The sequence below is a fragment of the Lewinella sp. IMCC34191 genome (assembly GCF_003390935.1).
Classification (GTDB): Bacteria; Bacteroidota; Bacteroidia; order Chitinophagales; family Saprospiraceae; genus Neolewinella.
The window spans coordinates 228977-246710 of sequence record NZ_QNQZ01000010.1 but is presented as its reverse complement, the minus strand read 5'-3'; the positions used below and the strand labels follow the sequence as shown (position 1 = coordinate 246710).

Annotated in this window: 8 protein-coding genes; all 8 read left to right on the top strand. The window is 60.5% G+C overall.

Annotation, left to right across the window (positions count from 1 at the left end; translation table 11 throughout):
* The first annotated feature begins 1 nt into the window (after position 1).
* The 8 genes from DRW39_RS18460 (at position 2) to DRW39_RS18425 (ending at position 17722) form a co-directional block, all read left to right on the top strand.
* Positions 2–1597 carry a RagB/SusD family nutrient uptake outer membrane protein gene (locus tag DRW39_RS18460; protein WP_116108560.1) on the top strand — a complete coding sequence of 532 codons (1596 nt, stop codon included), beginning with the start codon at positions 2–4 and terminating at the stop codon, positions 1595–1597.
* A 263-nt stretch (positions 1598–1860) separates the two neighbouring features.
* A complete protein-coding gene (locus tag DRW39_RS18455; RefSeq protein ID WP_116108559.1) occupies positions 1861–4569 on the top strand; it encodes a triple tyrosine motif-containing protein in 2709 nt (902 codons plus the stop codon).
* Positions 4570–4690: 121 nt separating this feature from the next.
* Positions 4691–6565, top strand: coding sequence for a glucoamylase family protein (locus DRW39_RS18450; RefSeq protein WP_116108558.1), 1875 nt, complete (start codon positions 4691–4693; stop codon positions 6563–6565).
* A gap of 28 nt (positions 6566–6593) precedes the next feature.
* Positions 6594–9314 carry a T9SS type A sorting domain-containing protein gene (locus DRW39_RS18445; protein ID WP_116108557.1) on the top strand — a complete coding sequence of 907 codons (2721 nt, stop codon included), beginning with the start codon at positions 6594–6596 and terminating at the stop codon, positions 9312–9314.
* Between the two features lie 63 nt (positions 9315–9377).
* Positions 9378–10775, top strand: coding sequence for a glucoamylase family protein (locus DRW39_RS18440; RefSeq protein WP_116108556.1), 1398 nt, complete (start codon positions 9378–9380; stop codon positions 10773–10775).
* Between the two features lie 289 nt (positions 10776–11064).
* Complete coding sequence (locus DRW39_RS18435; RefSeq protein ID WP_116108555.1) at positions 11065–13257, top strand: glycoside hydrolase family 3 N-terminal domain-containing protein; 2193 nt, start codon at positions 11065–11067, stop codon at positions 13255–13257.
* Positions 13258–13264: 7 nt separating this feature from the next.
* The gene (locus DRW39_RS18430) at positions 13265–16243 is read left to right on the top strand and encodes a SusC/RagA family TonB-linked outer membrane protein (protein WP_116108554.1); all 2979 of its coding nucleotides are present in this window, start codon (positions 13265–13267) and stop codon (positions 16241–16243) included.
* Between the two features lie 21 nt (positions 16244–16264).
* On the top strand, positions 16265–17722 hold the full coding sequence (locus DRW39_RS18425; RefSeq protein WP_232830190.1) for a RagB/SusD family nutrient uptake outer membrane protein: 1458 nt from the start codon (positions 16265–16267) through the stop codon (positions 17720–17722).
* Positions 17723–17734: the final 12 nt, after the last annotated feature.

Below are 17734 nucleotides of genomic sequence, written 5' to 3'. Positions count from 1 at the left end.
GATGAATACGACTAAACTAGCGCTTTTGCTACTGCTGGGCGGGTTGACCTACAGCTGCTCCGAATTTCTCGAAGAGGAGCCCCGCAGCGTGGCCAGTCTCAATCAGTTCTTTACCGAACCGGCCCACGCCGAGAACGCCGTGAACGCCCTGTACCGCGACGGTGCACCCGCCCTGTGGATGAACGGCGGCGTATACAACGGACGCGATATCATGTACGGGTCTTACCTGTCAGGCTTCTTCGAAAACAATTATAAGGGGCAGTACGCCTACATCGGCTTCGCCCAGCAGCTGCAGCTCAATGCCATCAACTCCAATTCGATCCTGAATACCTACTGGTCGCAAATGTACCGGGAGATCAGCCGGGCGAATAACGCGATCAAGTACATTCCGACCACCGAAGGCGTTAGCGAGGCGCAAGCCAACCGACTGCTCGGCGAAGCGCGCTTCTTTCGCGCCTGGGCCTATTTCATGCTGGTGCGCCACTTCGGCGACGTGCCGCTGATCACCGAGCCCTATGAGTCGACCGCGGACATCTACCGAGCCAGAAATTCTGCGGAGGAGGTCTACGCTCTGATCGTGGACGATCTGGAGTTTGCCGTAAACTCCGCGGGCTTATCAGAAGAAAATATGATCAACAACGGATACCGGGTCTCCCGGCCGGCCGCCGCTGCCCTCCTGGCCGACGTGCAGCTGACCCGCAGCGGATTCCCCATGCAAAACGACAACTACGCCGCCGCGGCGGACGCCGCCCGGGTGGTGATCGACGGCGGCAGCCACGCGCTGGCTGAAAACGAGGTGAACGGCTCAGGCGAGATTGTCCCGGAAAACAGTGCCTACAATAAAATCCGCCGTCAGGAACTGGAAGTTATTGCCGAAGAGTTCGTTTACCCCATAGAATTTACGATCGGCATCGCCGGCTCCGGTTATCCTGCGTACACCTATCCGGTTACCCTTACGAACCAGACGAACTACAGCATCACGAACCAGGCGTACGAACCCCGCGACGAGTTCGTGGCGATGTACGACGAAGAGGAGGATCTCCGGATTCAGAATAAACAGCTCTGGCACAATACCTACACGAACGAAAACGGAGAAACCACCACTTTCCGGTTTCAGCCGTACCTCTGGCATGACGACGAGGCCTTGTTTGGGACGACCAATCCCGCCAACTCCGAGCTGGAAGTGGCCGCCTACACCTACGCCGAAGTGCTGCTGATTTCCGCCGAGGCCATCGCCCGCTCCGAAGGCGTCACCGCGGAGGCCGTCGACTACCTCACCCAGGTGCGTAGCCGGGCGTACTTTATGGAGGACGCCGAGGATATCCGCGACGAACTGAGCGGCTTGTCCGTCCAGGACTTCGTCGAGGAAGTTTGGGCCGAGCGTAACCGCGAACTCGCCCTGAACTTCAAGATCTGGTTTGATATGATCCGGACGCGTAAGTACCCGGAGGCCAGCGATGGCGATATCAACTTCGTCGACCTCATCGGCCACGAAAGCACTTGGGGGGCGGTTTACGAGGAAAAGTACCTGCTGCTACCGCTGCCGGACCAGGAACTCCAGCGCAACGGGGAGCTGATCCAGAATCCGGACTACTAGGCTTAACCTACCGATAGAAACTTTTACAGCGTCCCGCCTACCTCCCCGGAGGTACGCGGGACGTTGCGTTTGGGGATTTACCCACCATCCGTATAACGCGGCCGGCCCCGCCCGCTTGTATACAACGGCTGCTCAGGTAAAAGGGAGGTATGAAGCCCGGCGCCTTGTGGTGGACCACTACCGGTCGGAGCGGGGCAGGGGGCTATAAGCCAATCGCGGCCGGCAACAAGCACTTATCTTGTTTGCCCCGATTCCGGTAGCCCATGAATGTCTGGACGATTTTGCTGGTATGGATAAGCCTTTGCTCGCCCCTGCTGGGTCAGCAACCCGGTGAAACGGTACCCGTCAGCATGCTAACGCCCCGCGTTCGCAGCTTTCAGGGCGAGGCGTACGGAGCCGAAAATCAGAACTGGGATATTACGCAGTCGCCGGAGGGAGTCCTGTTCGTAGCCAACTCCGGTGGCGTGCTCCGGTATGACGGACTGAACTGGTCGGTCCACCAACTTCCCGCCCGGCCTACCGTGCGGACGGTAAGGTGGCACGGGAGCCGCCTGTATGTGGGCGGCTACGGGGAGTTTGGTTATTTCCGGATGCACGACGGGCAGCTGGGCAGCTACGTCTCCCTTAGTAACACCTTGCCGCAACCCGAGCAGGGGGAGGAGATTTGGCATATCGAGGTCATCAATGACGTGGTGGTGTTCCAATCCTTCACGCGCCTGTATTGGTACGAGGGGGGAGAAGTGCGGGTAGAGGCTCCGGGCGATTTGATGTTCGCCCACGCCGCGCACGATAAACTGTGGGTGCCGGTAACGGGGGAGGGGATCTACCGCTACACACCGGCCGGCGGGAAAATGCTGCTGCCCGGCTCGGATCCCGGCGATCCCGTGGTCGGCGTAGTGGAAGCCGGGGAAGGGATGTTAGTAGCTACCCGTGACGGCATCCACCGCTACCGGGATGGTGAATACGAAGCCTGGTCGGATAGCGCGAATCGGATACTGACGGGCCAGCAGATCAACCGGGTACTAGCCCTGCGGTCCGGGGGGGTAGCCGTGGGAACGATCATGGGAGGCGTTTATGTCTTCGGTGCCGGCGGGGAACTGGAATATCAGCTGAGCTATGGCAACGGACTAAGTAACAATACCGTCTTGTCCCTCTTCGAAGACCGGGACGGTAACCTATGGGCCGGCCTGGACCGGGGGCTGAACCTGATCGTCCGCAGCGAACCCCTGTTGTTCTACCGTTCCGGCGGCCGGCCCATAGGCGCGACCTATGCGGCATTCCGGTACCGGGGGCAACTGTACGTGGGTACCAACCAGGGCCTCTTCCGGTATGAGACCGACCGTCGGACCTTCGCCCTCGTGCCCGGAACGGCGGGGCAAGTGTGGGAGCTACAGCCGACGCCTTCCGGTTTGCTCTGCGGACACAACGATGGAACATTCCTGATAAATGGCGATGAAGCCCGCCGGGTGTCCGGCCGGTCGGGCGGATGGCGGAGTATGGTCATCGACCCCGATAGTACGATGTTCCTACAGGCCAACTACGCGGGGCTCAGCCGGATCGATCTCTTGGAGCCGGCGGAGGAACGGCTGGAGGGCTTGCTCGCACCTCTCCGTTATCTCGAGTGCACCGGGGAGCACGAGGTGCTGGCGCTTCATGGGTCGAGGGGAGCCTACGCTATTGAACTGGCTGAGGACCTGCGTTCCATCGTTGCGGTCGATACCCTGACGGAACCGGATCTGGTACGGCCCATCCTGACCCGCTTCGGTGACTCCCTCCTCGTACAGACCGATGAGGGGATATACCATTACCGGCACGGTGCCTTCGATACCCTGGGCAGCTTTCGCGGCGTACGCCTCACTCCCGGACTGTATTTGCTCCCCGGCAGGGAAGGTAGCCAGGAATGGTTTGTGGTGCAACGCGACCGGGTGATCCCCTACCGTGGGCGGGAGCGTCAGACTGCCTTTCCGGTTAGCTTGCGGCGTAGCTTTCCCTACCTGACGGCCCTGGATGATTCGACCTACCTGTTCAGTCTGGAGGAAGCATTCGCGCTGTACCGTACGGAAACGCCTCCGTCCCCGGAGAAAAGTCCCGCTATTATGTTGAAACTCGCCGGTAGCGAGTCAAAGGACGATGAAACCATCCTCAGCTACGGAGAGAACGATGTACGATTCACCTACGCGCTGCCCGTGCTCGATCGGGAGGTTCGGTACCGCAGTCGTTTGCTTGGGTTTAGCGATGCGTGGTCGGAGTGGTCTCCCCTGGGTGAGCGGAGCTACACCAATTTGGAAGAGGGTGACTACCGGTTTGAAGTGAAGGCGGATTGGTTCGGATCCGGTGCGCGTTTGTCCTTTACGATTCGCCCGCCCTGGTACCGTACCGCCGTGGCTTACGTCGTTTACCTCCTTTTGCTCGCCGGGTTGGTCTGGTTTTTCTACCAGCAGCACCGGCACCGGCTGGAACTACAGGCGCGGCGACTGGAAGCGATCCGAAGCCGGCAATTACAGCGGCAACGCATTGAGGCGCGTAACGAGCAACTGGAGGCGGAAAACAAACGCAAAAGCCGGGAACTGGCCAATACTACCCTGACGCTCGCCAAGAAGAACGAGATGCTGTTGGACCTGAAGGAAGAACTGTCGAAGACACCATCCGCCAGCGGACCGCCGAAGAACCAGCAAAAGCTTCTGCTTCTGATCGACCGTAACCTGAATAACGAAGAAGACTGGGCCATTTTCGAGTCCCACTTCAACGAAGTTCACGAAGCCTACCTGAAGCGCCTCCGGCAAACGCACCCGGAACTCACTTCCGGAGATCTTCGGTTAGCGGCGTACTTGCGGATGGATCTGAGTTCGAAGGAAATCGCCCCGCTGCTGCACATTTCCGTGCGCGGAGTGGAAAACAAACGCTATCGGTTGCGTAAGAAGCTGGACCTGGAGAGCAATGATAATTTGAATCAGTATTTGCAGGAATTCTGAGCAAATGATACACATGGCGTAGTCGTGGTGAGGTCACTTCTTAGGTTTTATAGGCCCTGCGAAAGAACTTTGGTAAAGTGATTGTGGATTACATACCACAGTTTGCCTAAGTCGATCGTACATGCAAAAAGCTTTACTCCGTAATCGGATACCCTTTCTAGGGGGTCTTTTCCTCACCGTGTCTTTCGTACTGTCTGCTCAGAAAAGTAGCCTTACGGGATTGGTGGCTACGGCTTACGATCATCACATTGAGGTAAGCTGGGATCAGCCCGCCGACCCCTCCATCGATCGCGTACGTATATACGGATCGGCTGACGGGGAGAACTACTCGCTGGTAGGGGTAACCAATAATGTGGAAACCCGGCAGATTGACTTCGTGGGCGACTTCGGGGTCACCGGCAGTTATTTCCTGCGTGGCGTAGATAGCCAGGGACAACAGGGGGACCCTACCGACACCGTATCGGCAACCACCTACGAAATGAACGACTCCGCCCTGCTGGATATGGTGCAGGCGTATACCCTTCGCTATTTCTACGACTTCGGCCATCCGGTATCCGGCATGGCCCGGGAGCGAAATTCCGGTAACATCGTGACGACCGGCGGAACCGGCTTCGGACTGATGGCCCTGATCGTAGGCGCCGAGCGCGGCATGATCACCTACGAGCAAGCGTTGGAGCGTACGGCGAAAATCGTCAATTTCCTCACGGAGATCCCGCGCTTCCGGGGTGCCTTCGCGCACTGGTACAATGGTTCTTCCGGTGAAGTTGTCCCCTTCAGTACGCCGGACAACGGCGGCGATCTCGTGGAAACCTCCTTCCTGATGCAGGGCCTGCTGACCTCGCGCCAGTATTTCACAGGGGACGGGGAAGCGGAAACCAACCTGCGGGAGCATATCAATGCCCTGTGGAACGACGTCGATTGGAACTGGTACCGCAAGGAAAGCGCGGACGTGCTGTACTGGCACTGGTCCCCCAACTACGCTTTCCAGATCAATCTGCCGCTGCGGGGATTCAACGAAACGCATATCGCGTACCTGCTCGGGATCGCCTCGCCTTCGGAGGAACATCGCATTCCGGCCTCCCTGTACCACACCGGCTGGGCGGGCGGCAGCTACGAAACCAATAATGTCTACTACGGCATCCCCTTGCTGGTCGGCGAGCTGAAGGGGGGCCCGCTCTTCTTCAGTCACTACAGCTATCAGGGCTTCGATCCGCGCGGGATCATGGATCGGTATACCAACTACTTCACTCGGAACACCAACCATACCCGGATTAATTACCAGCACGCCATCGACAATCCCTACAACCGCGAAGGCTACGGCCCGAATGTATGGGGCATTACGGCGAGCGACGACCCAGACGGCTACGTCGCCCATTCGCCGAACAGTTCTGCCCTGGACAACGGGACCATCGCCCCGACGGCCGCCCTGGGCAGTATGCCCTACACCCCGGAGGAAAGCCTGAACGCCCTGAAGTACTTCTACCGGGAGCTCGGCAACCGGATGTGGGGACCATACGGTTTCTACGACGCCTTCAACCTGGACCGTGACTGGTACGCTACCAGCTACCTGGCCATCGACCAGGGACCGATCATCAATATGATCGAAAATTACCGCAGCGGACTGTTGTGGGACCTGTTCATGTCCAGCCCGGAGATCGCCCCGGCCCTGGACGCCATTGGATTCGTGGCGGATTCGACCACCACCGCTTTGGCACCGATGCCGGACTTTTTGACCGGGCGACCCACGGTCTTTCCGAATCCCACCGGGGGGGAGGTGAGTTTATCGCTTTCCCTGGCCCGCCCCCAGATGGTCACCGTGGATCTGCTCGACGGAACCGGGCGGATACTGGAGCATCTGGTCACGAAGCGGGCGCTGGGGGGCGGGCCGCAGCGACTTTCATTATACCTGCGCTCCGCCGCAAAAAGCGGATGGCACTACCTCAGAATTACCAGTCAGGACGGAACCCTCGCGGTGCCCCTGCTGCTCACTCGATAATTTTTAAAGCGCTTCAATCGACAGTATCATGCAAAGACTTTTACTCCTTTTCTGCTGCTTCGCGGCAACGCTGGGCCTGCAGGCCCAGACAACGGTCCTCTCCGACTTCGAGGGAGACGACGATCTCGTGACCTGGGAAGCCGTGAACGGCACCTACAACGGCGTCGTGGAAAACCCCGAGGACAGTACCGGCATCAATCCCAGCGCCAGCGCGGGCTCCTACACGAAGAGTGGGGAGCATGCCTACAGCCAGTTCGTCGGCACCTTCGCCGAGCCGCTGGACCTGTCGGAACAGAACGTTTTCTCCATCCAGGTATACGCCGACACCAATACCTCCTTCATCCTGAAGCTGGAGGGTGCCGTACCGGCCGAGAACATCGAGATGAAGAAGAACATCGCTACGGCCAATGTGTGGCGGACCTACACTTTCGACTTCAGCGAGGCGGCCGAGGAATTTGACGCTACCCGCGTCCTCATTTTCTTTGACGAGAATATGGAGACGACCACGAATACGTACCTCATCGACAACTTCACCGTGAGCGAGGGCGGCCCCTGTGCCGGTACGCCGGTCGACCCCCTGGTGATCGACGACTTCGAGTGCCAGCGGAACGCCACCTACGGCATCGGCTACGATGACGTGGAGGTGATCGTGAACCCCGAAAAGACGGGTATCAATACCAGCGATAGCGTAGGGCGGTACACCGACCAGACGGGCGCTTACCACGCCCTGGTGATCGCTTACGACCAACCGATCGACTTATCCGCTAATGCCCAGTTTTGCATTAAGGTGTGGGCGCCAGAGACCGGCAACCTCCTTTTCAAACTGGAAGGCTACGGCAATACTTTCGAAGTGCCCGTGCAGATTACGCAAACCAACCAATGGGTTGAAGCTTGCGCGGATTTCAGCGGAGCGGCAGGCACCGATTTTTCGCAGTTCGTTCTATTCTTTAATGCTGGCGTGGATGATGCCGAAGGTGACGTCTACTACATTGACGATATCATCCGGATGGAAGCACCGGAACCCGAAGCCATCGAGGACTTTGAGGACGATGCCAAGCTTACCTGGGTAACTACCGGCACGAACAACGGAACCTTCAACGGCGTCGTGGACAACCCGGATATGACCGGAGCCAATACCAGTGAAAACGTAGGTAGCTACACCCGGGGTACGGCCCAATTCGCCTTTCTGCAGGCCGACCTGCCGGAAGAACTCGACCTAAGTACGGAGCCGCAGCTGAACCTGGACGTATGGGCACCGGATGGAGCTACCACCGTCACCCTGCAACTGGTGAGTACGCTGGACGGAGCCGTAAGTGTGGAAGTACCCATCCCCGCCACCGGAAGCTGGCAGACACTCAACTTCAACTTCGAGGCGAATGCGAGCACGACCGACTTCAGTTCGCTCCGCCTGCTCTTCGATTCCGGAACGACAGGTACCGGGACCTACTACTTCGACAACCTCTTCCAGGGAACCAGCACGGTGGATAATTGTGCCGACGTGGAGGTCGACCCCCGCATACTCGACGATTTCGAATGCCAGCGTAACGCAAATTACACCGTAGGCGCGGGGGATCTGAGCGTGATCGATAATCCCGACGGTGGCAATAACTCCGGCAATACCAGCTCCCGCGTAGGGCAGTTTGACGATCCTGCCGGGGAATACAATGCACTGGCCATCGGCTTTGATGACCCCATCGATCTAAGCCTGAACAACCAACTGATGGTCGATATCTGGGCTCCCGTAGCCGGTGATATCCTCTTTAAGCTGGAAGGTGGAACCGGTGCCGACGTGGAAATCCGCCAGCCGATCCCGGAAACGGAAACGGAAAGCTGGGTAACCTACACGGTGGACCTGTCCGCCTACGAAGGGATGGGTTACCAGACCCTGGTGATGTTCTTCGGCGCGGGTACGGACAACGCCGCAGTCAATACGTATTACGTCGATAACATCCGCTTGAACCGTCCTCCTTACACAACCAGCTGCATCGCCACCTTCGAATCGGCGGACTACACCCTGACCAACGGCTTCTACTTTGAGAACGGTGCGTTCACCGATAATGGCCTCATGAGTATCGACAACCCCGATATGTCGGAAGGGAATATGAGCGAAACCGTGGGCGTATTCGAGGAAGCAGCCGACGGTACCCAAACCTGGGCCGGACTCGCCTTGCCCCTCGATGCCCCCGTCACGCTGGTGAACGGAGCCAAGACCGCTACGATGAAGGTTTGGATGGAAGTGGCCGGTACGGTCGTCTTCAAGCTCGAACGGCCCCGCGACGGCGCGCCCGGCAGCGGTGATATACCCGCCAATTACACGACGGCCGGTGAATGGCAGGAACTGACCTTTGACCTGAGCGCGCTGCCCGACGGTGCTACCTACGATCAGATCACCCTCCTGATGAACAGCACGGAAATTCCTGCCAGCAATCTGACCCATTACTTCGACGACATCGCCGTGGGCGGTGGTGACTGTGCAGCGCTGACCAGCATCTTCAATTCGGTGCGCCTTGATAATATCCGCGCCTTCCCCAACCCGGTGACCGACGAGCTGACCATCGACAACCCCAATAGTGCCGTTCGTTTCACGCTGACCAATATGCTCGGCCAGCAGGTGAAGGAACTCGTGGTGGATGGCAACAGCCCCCGGGTACAGTGGCCGGTGGACGACCTGCGTTCCGCTACCTACGTACTGGGAGCTTACGACCGCAGCGGCCGCATCGTGGCCCGCTCGATGATCGTTAAGCGCTAACCCAATCCATCGTAAACCCCGGGGGGCGCCTCGACGTCTCCCGGGGTTTTATTTACCCAGATTATGAGATTACTTCTCACCCTGCCGTTTCTGTTACTCGGTGCCTGCCAACGAGCTCCGGCCGATGAGGCCAAGGGGATACCGGTGGAGTCCAACCGGGAGTTCAGTCTCGACGAACTCCAGCGCCGCACCTTCGGCTTCTTCTGGGAACGGGCGCACCCGGAGAACTACCAGGTCCCGGACCGCTGGCCGACCGACCGCTTCAGCAGCATCGCCGCTACGGGCTTCGGCCTGACCTCCTACATCGTAGGTGCCGAACACGGATACGTAACCCGAGCGGCGGCCGCCGAACGGACGATGAAGACGCTGGAACAACTTTGGTCCCTGCCCCAGGGGCCGGAACCGAGCGGCGTGGCCGGTTATAAGGGCCTGTTCTATCACTTCCTCAACAACGACGACGCCCTGCGCTACCGCGACGTGGAACTCTCTACCATCGACACCGGCCTGCTGATGGCGGGCGTGCTGTCGGTGATGAGCTACTTCGACGGGGACGATACAAACGAAACCCGCATCCGCGAACTGGCCGACCAGCTCTACCGCCGCGTGGAGTGGGACTGGAGCCTCAACGAGAAAGGCCGCATGAGTATGGGCTGGCGCCCCGACCGAGGCTTTATCCCCGCCGAATGGAACGGCTACAACGAAGCGATGATCCTGGTGATCCTCGGCCTCGGTTCGCCGACCCACCCCCTGCCCGACAACGCCTGGGAGCGCTGGACGGAAGGCTACGAATGGCAGGAATTCCAGGGCTACGAGCACCTGAACTTCACCCCGCTTTTCGGCCACCAGTACAGCCATATGTACGTCGACTTCCGCGGGATCCAGGACGACTATATGCGGGCTCACGACAGCGACTACTTTGAAAATAGCCGCGAGGGTACCCTGAGCAACCGTGCCTACTGCATCGATAATCCCGAAGGTTTCGTCGGCTACGGTCCCGAGCAGTGGGGGCTGACAGCCTGTGACGGCCCCGGAGGACTCGATACCATCGTCGACGGAGAGACCCGAAAATTCTATTCCTACCACGCCCGCGGTGCTTCGGCCGACCACATCATCGACGACGGCACCATCGCGCCGACGGCGGCGGGCGGGTCGGTGCCCTTCGCGCCGGAGGAATGCCTTGCCGCGCTGGAGCACATGTGGACCACCCAGTACGACAGCCTCGTGGGTGACTACGGTTTCCGGGATGCCTTTAACCTGACCTACACTTTCGGCGAGGATAATGCGGCCGGCTGGTACGATGTCGACTACCTCGGCATCGACCAGGGGCCCATCCTCATCCAGATCGAGAATCACCGCTCCGAACTGATTTGGGAGGTGATGAAGAAAAACCCCTACGTGCGGCGTGGCCTGGAACGGGCCGGCTTTACGGGGGGGTGGCTTGGTGAAGGGGATAGGGGGTGACGGGGTAAAGGTCCCGGACACTCAGAGGAGGCTGACGCCACGCGCTGAGGTCCTGTCAAACCGCCCCTGACGACCACAGGACCTCGGAGTGTCCGTAGGACCTGCGAGTGTCCGGCCCAACCCTGCGAGTGTCCGGCCCAACAAGGGTCTCCCGACCGGCACACTCAGAGGAGGCTATCGCCACACGCTGAGGTCCTGTTAAACCGCCCCTGACAACCACAGGACCTCGGAGTGTCCGCAGGACCTGCGAGTGTCCGGACTGATTTGAAAAACTTGTATTAACCTGATTATGACCAGATTACTAACCATATGCATAGGTTTGCTGGCCCTACCCCTCGCCGCCCAGCAGGTGCCGGATTGGTACAACGCCGGCCACGAGCGCCGCATCGACAGCCTGCTGAGCATCATGACCCTGGAGGAGAAGGTGGGGCAGATGACGCTATTCACCAGTGATTGGGACGTGACCGGCCCGACCATCCGTGAGGGCTACCAGGACGATATCAAGACCGGTCGGTTAGGAGCCATCTTTAATGCCCACACCGCCGGGTATAACCGCGATTTGCAGCGCATGGCCGTGGAGGATACTCGTCTGGGCATTCCGCTGCTGTTCGGCTACGACGTGATTCACGGCTACCGGACGATCTTCCCCATCCCCCTGGGAGAGGCGGCCAGCTGGAACGCGGAGGCGGCGGAGGAATCGGCCCGCATCGCCGGTCGGGAATCGGCCGCGGCCGGACTGCACTGGACATTCGCGCCCATGGTCGACATTGCCCGCGACCCCCGCTGGGGCCGGGTCATGGAAGGCGCCGGAGAAGACGTCTATCTAGGTAAGGTAATGGCCGAGGCCCGCGTAAAGGGTTTTCAGGGCGATGATCTCACCGACCCGCTGACCATCCTGGCCTGCGCCAAGCACTTTGCCGCCTACGGGGCCGCCCAGGCGGGCCGGGATTACCACACCGTCGACATCTCCGAGCGGGTGCTGCGCGACATCTACCTCCCGCCCTTCAGAGCGGCGCTGGACGCGGGCGTCGCTACGTTCATGACCAGCTTCAACGAACTGGACGGCGTACCGGCTACGGGCAATAAGCATCTGCTCACCGAGATCCTCCGCGACCAGTGGGGCTTCATGGGTTTTGTCGTCACCGACTACACGAGCATCAATGAGATGATCCCCCACGGCGTCGCCGCCGACGAAGCGGAGGCGGGACTGCTGGCCGTGCAGGCCGGGGTGGACATGGATATGCAGGGAGCCGTTTTCTACGATCACCTGGCCGAGCAGGTCGAAAGCGGGGAAGTGGCCATGTCACAGGTGAACGAGGCCGTGCGCCGCATTCTGCGCATGAAGTACGCGCTGGGGCTTTTCGACGACCCGTACCGCTACTCCGATACGACGCGGCAGAGCCAGAATATCCTGACCGACGCTAACCGCGAAGCCGCCCGTCGGATCGCCCGGGAAAGCTTCGTGTTGCTGAAGAACGACGATAATATCCTGCCCCTTTCTCCGGGCAGCGGGCGCATCCTCCTTACCGGCCAGCTGGCCGATAGCCAGGAGGACATGCTCGGTGCCTGGCACGGAGACGGTCGCGCCGCTGATGTCATCACGCTGCTGACCGGTATGGAGGAAGCGGTGGGCGACGGAGCGCAGGTAAATTATGTGCCCGATATGCAGGAGGCTATTCGTGCCGCTCGACGCGCTGACGTGATCGTGGTAGCCACCGGAGAGGATTGGGAAATGAGTGGCGAAGCTGCCAGTCGCGCGGACATCGGTCTGCCCGGTGAGCAGGAAGCCATGATCCGCGCCCTGGCCGCTACCGGTAAGCCGGTCGTAGTCGTGCTTTTCAACGGCCGCCCGCTCGCCTTCCCCGGCGTGGACTCCGCCGCCACCGCCATTCTCGAGGCCTGGTTTCCGGGGACCGAGGCGGGCCACGCGCTGGCCGACGTGCTGTTCGGCGACCATAACCCCGGCGGCCGGTTACCCATGACCTTTCCACGCTCCGTCGGCCAGGTCCCCATTTTCTACAGCATGAAGAACACCGGGCGCCCGATGGACCCCAATAATAAATACACCAGCAAGTACCTGGACGAAAGCAACGACCCGCTTTACCCCTTCGGCTACGGCCTGAGCTATACCACTTTCGAGTACGGTGCACCGAGCCTGGAGGCCGGTACCATGACCCGTAACGATACCGCCCGCGTGACCGTGGAGGTAAGCAATACGGGCTCCGTGGACGGTACCACCGTGGTCCAGCTCTACGTCCAGGACGTGGTCGGCTCCGTGACCCGCCCGGTGCGCGAGCTGAAGGCCTTTCGGCGGGTCGCACTGGCCGCCGGCGAAGGCCAGACGGTGACGCTCGAACTGACCGAGGATGACCTGTCCTTCTACCGACGGGACATGACCTACGGCAGCGAGCCCGGCAAATTCATGATTTACGTGGGCGGCGATGCCCGCACCAGCAACTCTATCTCCCTGACTTTAGAATAATCCCGTTATGCAAAAATCTCTAATCCTATTTATGCTGCTCGTCAGCCTGGGGCTTTCCGCTCAGGTTACGGTGGACGGTACCGTTACCGACGGTACCGAGCCGCTTATCGGCGTCAGCGTACAGGTGCCCGGCACGACCAGCGGTACCATCACCGATATTGACGGCCGTTACGAACTTACGGTCCCCGAAGGGGGCGACAGCCTGGCCTTTTCGTACATCGGTTTCACCACGCAGACGGTGGCGATCGGCGGTCGGAGCACCATCGACATCGAATTGGGCGAATCCAGCCAGGTGCTGCAGGAAGTCGTCGTCGTCGGTTACGGTATCCAGCAAAAAGACGACCTGACGGGTTCCGTAGGGGTGGTCGAATCGGAGCAGCTGACCGACATCCCTACCCAGTCCCTGGGCCAATCGCTCCAGGGCAAGGTGTCCGGCCTGCAGATCATCCCCAGCTCCGGCGCGCCGGGGGCGGATGCCATCTTCCGCATCCGCGGCGTGGGCACGCTGAATAACGCCGACCCGCTCTTCGTCGTCGACGGGATGATCCTCAACGACATCTCCTTCCTGAATCCACAGGACGTAGAGAGCGTTTCGGTGCTGAAGGATGCCTCGGCTACGGCCATCTACGGGTCCCGGGGGGCCAACGGTGTCATCATCATTACGACAAAGCAGGGCACCGGAGAGGGCCAGCTGACCCTGAACGCCTACACGGGAACCCAGGAGGTCGTCCGGCAGATTGACGTGCTGAACGCCAGCGAGTACGCCACCCTCATCAACGAGGCGGACGTGAACGAGGGCCGCGCGCCGCGCTTCCCCAATCCGGAGCAGTACGGGGAGGGCACCAACTGGCAGGACGAAATCTTCCAGCAGGCGCCGATCTATAATGCCACGCTGTCCTTTCAGGGCGGCAATGAGGAATCCAGCTTCAACCTCAGCGCCAACTACTACCGCCAGGAAGGGATTATCCGGGGCTCCGCCTACGATCGCTTCACTACCCGTCTGAATAATACCCGCCAGGTCAAGGACTGGCTGACTGTAGCCGGTAACCTGAACCTGGGCTACAATACGTCGGACCGCATCAATACCGGAAGCGTACTCGCCACCGCCTACCGGGCCGACCCCATCTCCGTACCGCGGGACTCCGCCGGCAACTTCGGCAACGCCTCGGCCATCGGTAACACTGGCAACCCCGTGGCGTCCATCTTCTACACCAACGACCGCGCCGAAACCTACCGCGCGGTGGGCAATACCTACGCCGACATCCGCTTCTTGGACGGCTTTACCTTCCGGACCAACTTCGGCCTGGACTTCGTCTACGACCGCAGCCGCAACTTCGTGCCGGCCTTCTTCGTCAGCGCCAGCCAGCAGAATCAGGAGAACGACATCAACGTGCGTAACGCCTACCGCCGCAACTGGCTGTGGGAGAACACGCTGAGCTACGCCCGCGATTTCGGGGTTCACCACGTTGACGGGGTGCTGGGGATCACCTACCAGGACAATTTTGGCGAGGAGATCGGTGCCGGACGCCAGCGCGTCATCGGCGACGACCCGAGTTTCTACTACCTGAACTCCGCCGACCCCACGACCGCTACCAACTTCAACGGCGTGGACGGAGGCGACTGGGGCCTGACCAGCTACCTCGGTCGCGTGAACTACACCTACGATGGCCGCTACCTGATCACGGTCTCCGGCCGGGCCGACGGTTCGAGCCGCTTCGGTGCCAACTACAAGTACGGTTTCTTCCCCTCGGTGGGGGTGGGCTGGAACGTGAGCCGGGAGGCCTTCTGGAACGACGGCGGACCGATCAGCCGCCTCAAGCTGCGCGCCAGTTGGGGGCAGACCGGAAACGACCGGATCGGCGAATACCAGTACGTGCCGCGTGTCGTAAGCAACACCGGGGCGGTCTTCGGTGGCGAGCCGGCGCTGTTAGTCGGCTCCACGGTCACCAGTCTGGCCAACCCGAACCTGCGCTGGGAAGAAACTACCCAGGCCGACGTCGGCATGGAGCTGGGCCTGCTGAATAACCAGTTTTTACTCGAAGTCGACCTCTACCGGAAGTTTACCTCCGGCGTACTTTTTCAGGCACCGATCCCCGATTACCTCGGTGCCGATCCGGCCGTACGCAACGTAGCCGAAGTGCTGAACCGCGGCCTCGACCTGGGCGCCAACTGGCGGGCCGGCGGCGACCCCTTCCGTTACAATATCGGCGTCAACGCGAGTTTCGTACACAACGAAGTGATTGCCCTGGACGGGGATACCGAAAACTTCTTCGGGGGTGCCCTCGGCGTAGGCGGACAGCTGGGTACGAACTCCCGCGTCGGTTCCGCCGTGGGCTCGTTCTACGGCTACGAGGCGATCGGCGTTTTCCAGAACGAAGAGCAGCTCGGCCAGTTTCCCCAGTTGGGTAACCAGCAGGTAGGCGACATCATCTACCGCGACGTAAATGGTGACGGAAACGTCACCGCCGCCGAGGACCGCGTCGTACTGGGGTCGGCGATTCCGGATATGACCCTGGGCGTCAACGGCAGTTTTTCCTACTCCGGCCTGGAATTAAGCTTCGACGTCACCGGTCAGTTCGGCAGCGAGGTGGTGAATGCCAAGCAAATGGCCCGCTTCGGCGCCTACAACTTCGAGGACCGCTGGCTGGAGCGTTTCACGGGCGAAGGAACCAGCAACACGATCCCCCGGGTGACCATCGCCGGACAAAACTTCGAAACCCTGTCCTCGCTTTACGTAGAGGATGCCTCCTACATCCGGCTGCGCAACGTAACGCTGGGCTATCGCTTCTCCACCGACCTCACGGACCGCCTCCGGATGCAGTCGCTGCGCGTGTATGTCAATGGCACCAACCTGGTGACCAGCCAGGACTACAGCGGCTATAACCCGGAGATCTACAACGACAGTCTGTTCAATAACGGCATCGACCAGGGCACGATCTACCCGATCGCCCGGACCATCACCGCCGGTATCGATATCACCTTTTAAGCAACCCTAATCATGCAAACCATGAAATCGCTCTATCAATGCCTGGGTCTGGCCGTGCTGCTCTCCGCTTCGGCCTGCTCGGACGTCATCGACCGCACCCCCCAGGGCCAGTACACCCTGGAAAATTTCTTCCAGAACGAGGAACAGGCCGTACAGTCGGTCAACGCCGTCTACAACCAGCTACGGCAGTGGTCCACCCACGTCTTCAGCTTTATCGGCATGACGGACATCGTGAGTGACGATTCCGACAAGGGCAGCCTCGTTTCCGACGGCTTCTTCCTGGAGGAGGTCGATCGCTTTACCCATACCGCCACCAACGTCGCCCCCGGTACCGTGTGGGAGGGGTACTACACGGGCGTGTTCCGCGCCAACCTCGCCATCACGCGCATTCCGGAGGTGCCGGAAATGGACGAGGACCTGCGGCAACGGCTGATCGGGGAGGCCTCCTTCCTGCGGGCTTACTACTACTTCAATCTCGTTCGCTGGTTCGGCGGCGTACCGCTGATCCTGGACCCCTTCCCGCAAGAGTTGCAAATTGCCCGGGCCCCGGTAGACGAGGTATACGCCCAGATCGAATCGGACCTGCGGACCGCCATCGAAAGCCTGCCGGCCAGCTACAGCGGGACCGACATCGGCCGCGTCACCAGCGGGACCGCCCGCGGTATGCTCGCCAAGGCGGCGCTCACCCGCATGGACTACGAGCAGGCCGCCACCCGGGCCCTGGAAGTGATCAACAGCGGCGAATATGCCCTGTATCCCGACTACGCCGGCATCTTTACGGATGCGGGAGAGAACAGCAGCGAAAGCCTGTTCGAAGTGCAGGCCGCGGCCTTCGAGATCGGGGGTGCGGGCAGTCAGTACAATGAAGTGCAGGGCGTACGCGGTACACCCAACCTGGGCTGGGGCTTCAACCGGCCAAGCGACGACCTGGTATCTTCCTTCGAGCGCGGTGATCCTCGCCGCGAGGCCACCATTCTCTACGTAGGCGAGATTCTGCCCGATGGTTCCGGCATCGTCGAGGGTGATCCGGGCATCGAGGGCGAGCGCTTCAACCAAAAGGCCTGGGTACCCGATCACCCCGGCGGTAATGGCAACGGCCCGGGAAATATCCGCATCCTGCGCTACGCCGACGTGCTGTTGATTGCCGCCGAGGCCCTCAACGAGATCGGCCGTCCGGAAGAAGCCCTGACCTACCTTAATATGGTCCGCGAGCGGGCTCGCGGCGGGGCCAACGTCCTGCCCGACGTGACCACAACCGACCAGGCCGAACTACGGCAGGCGGTCTGGCGCGAACGTCGTTCGGAACTGGCCCTGGAGCAGCACCGCTGGTTCGACCTGGTGCGCACCAACCGGTCCTTCGAAGTGATGAAGCCCCTGCGGCCAAACTTCACCGAGAATAAAAATGAACTCTTCCCGATCCCCCAGACCGAGATCGACCTGAGTGAGGGCGCGCTGGTGCAGAATCCCGGCTATAACTAAGCGGGCAGCCGA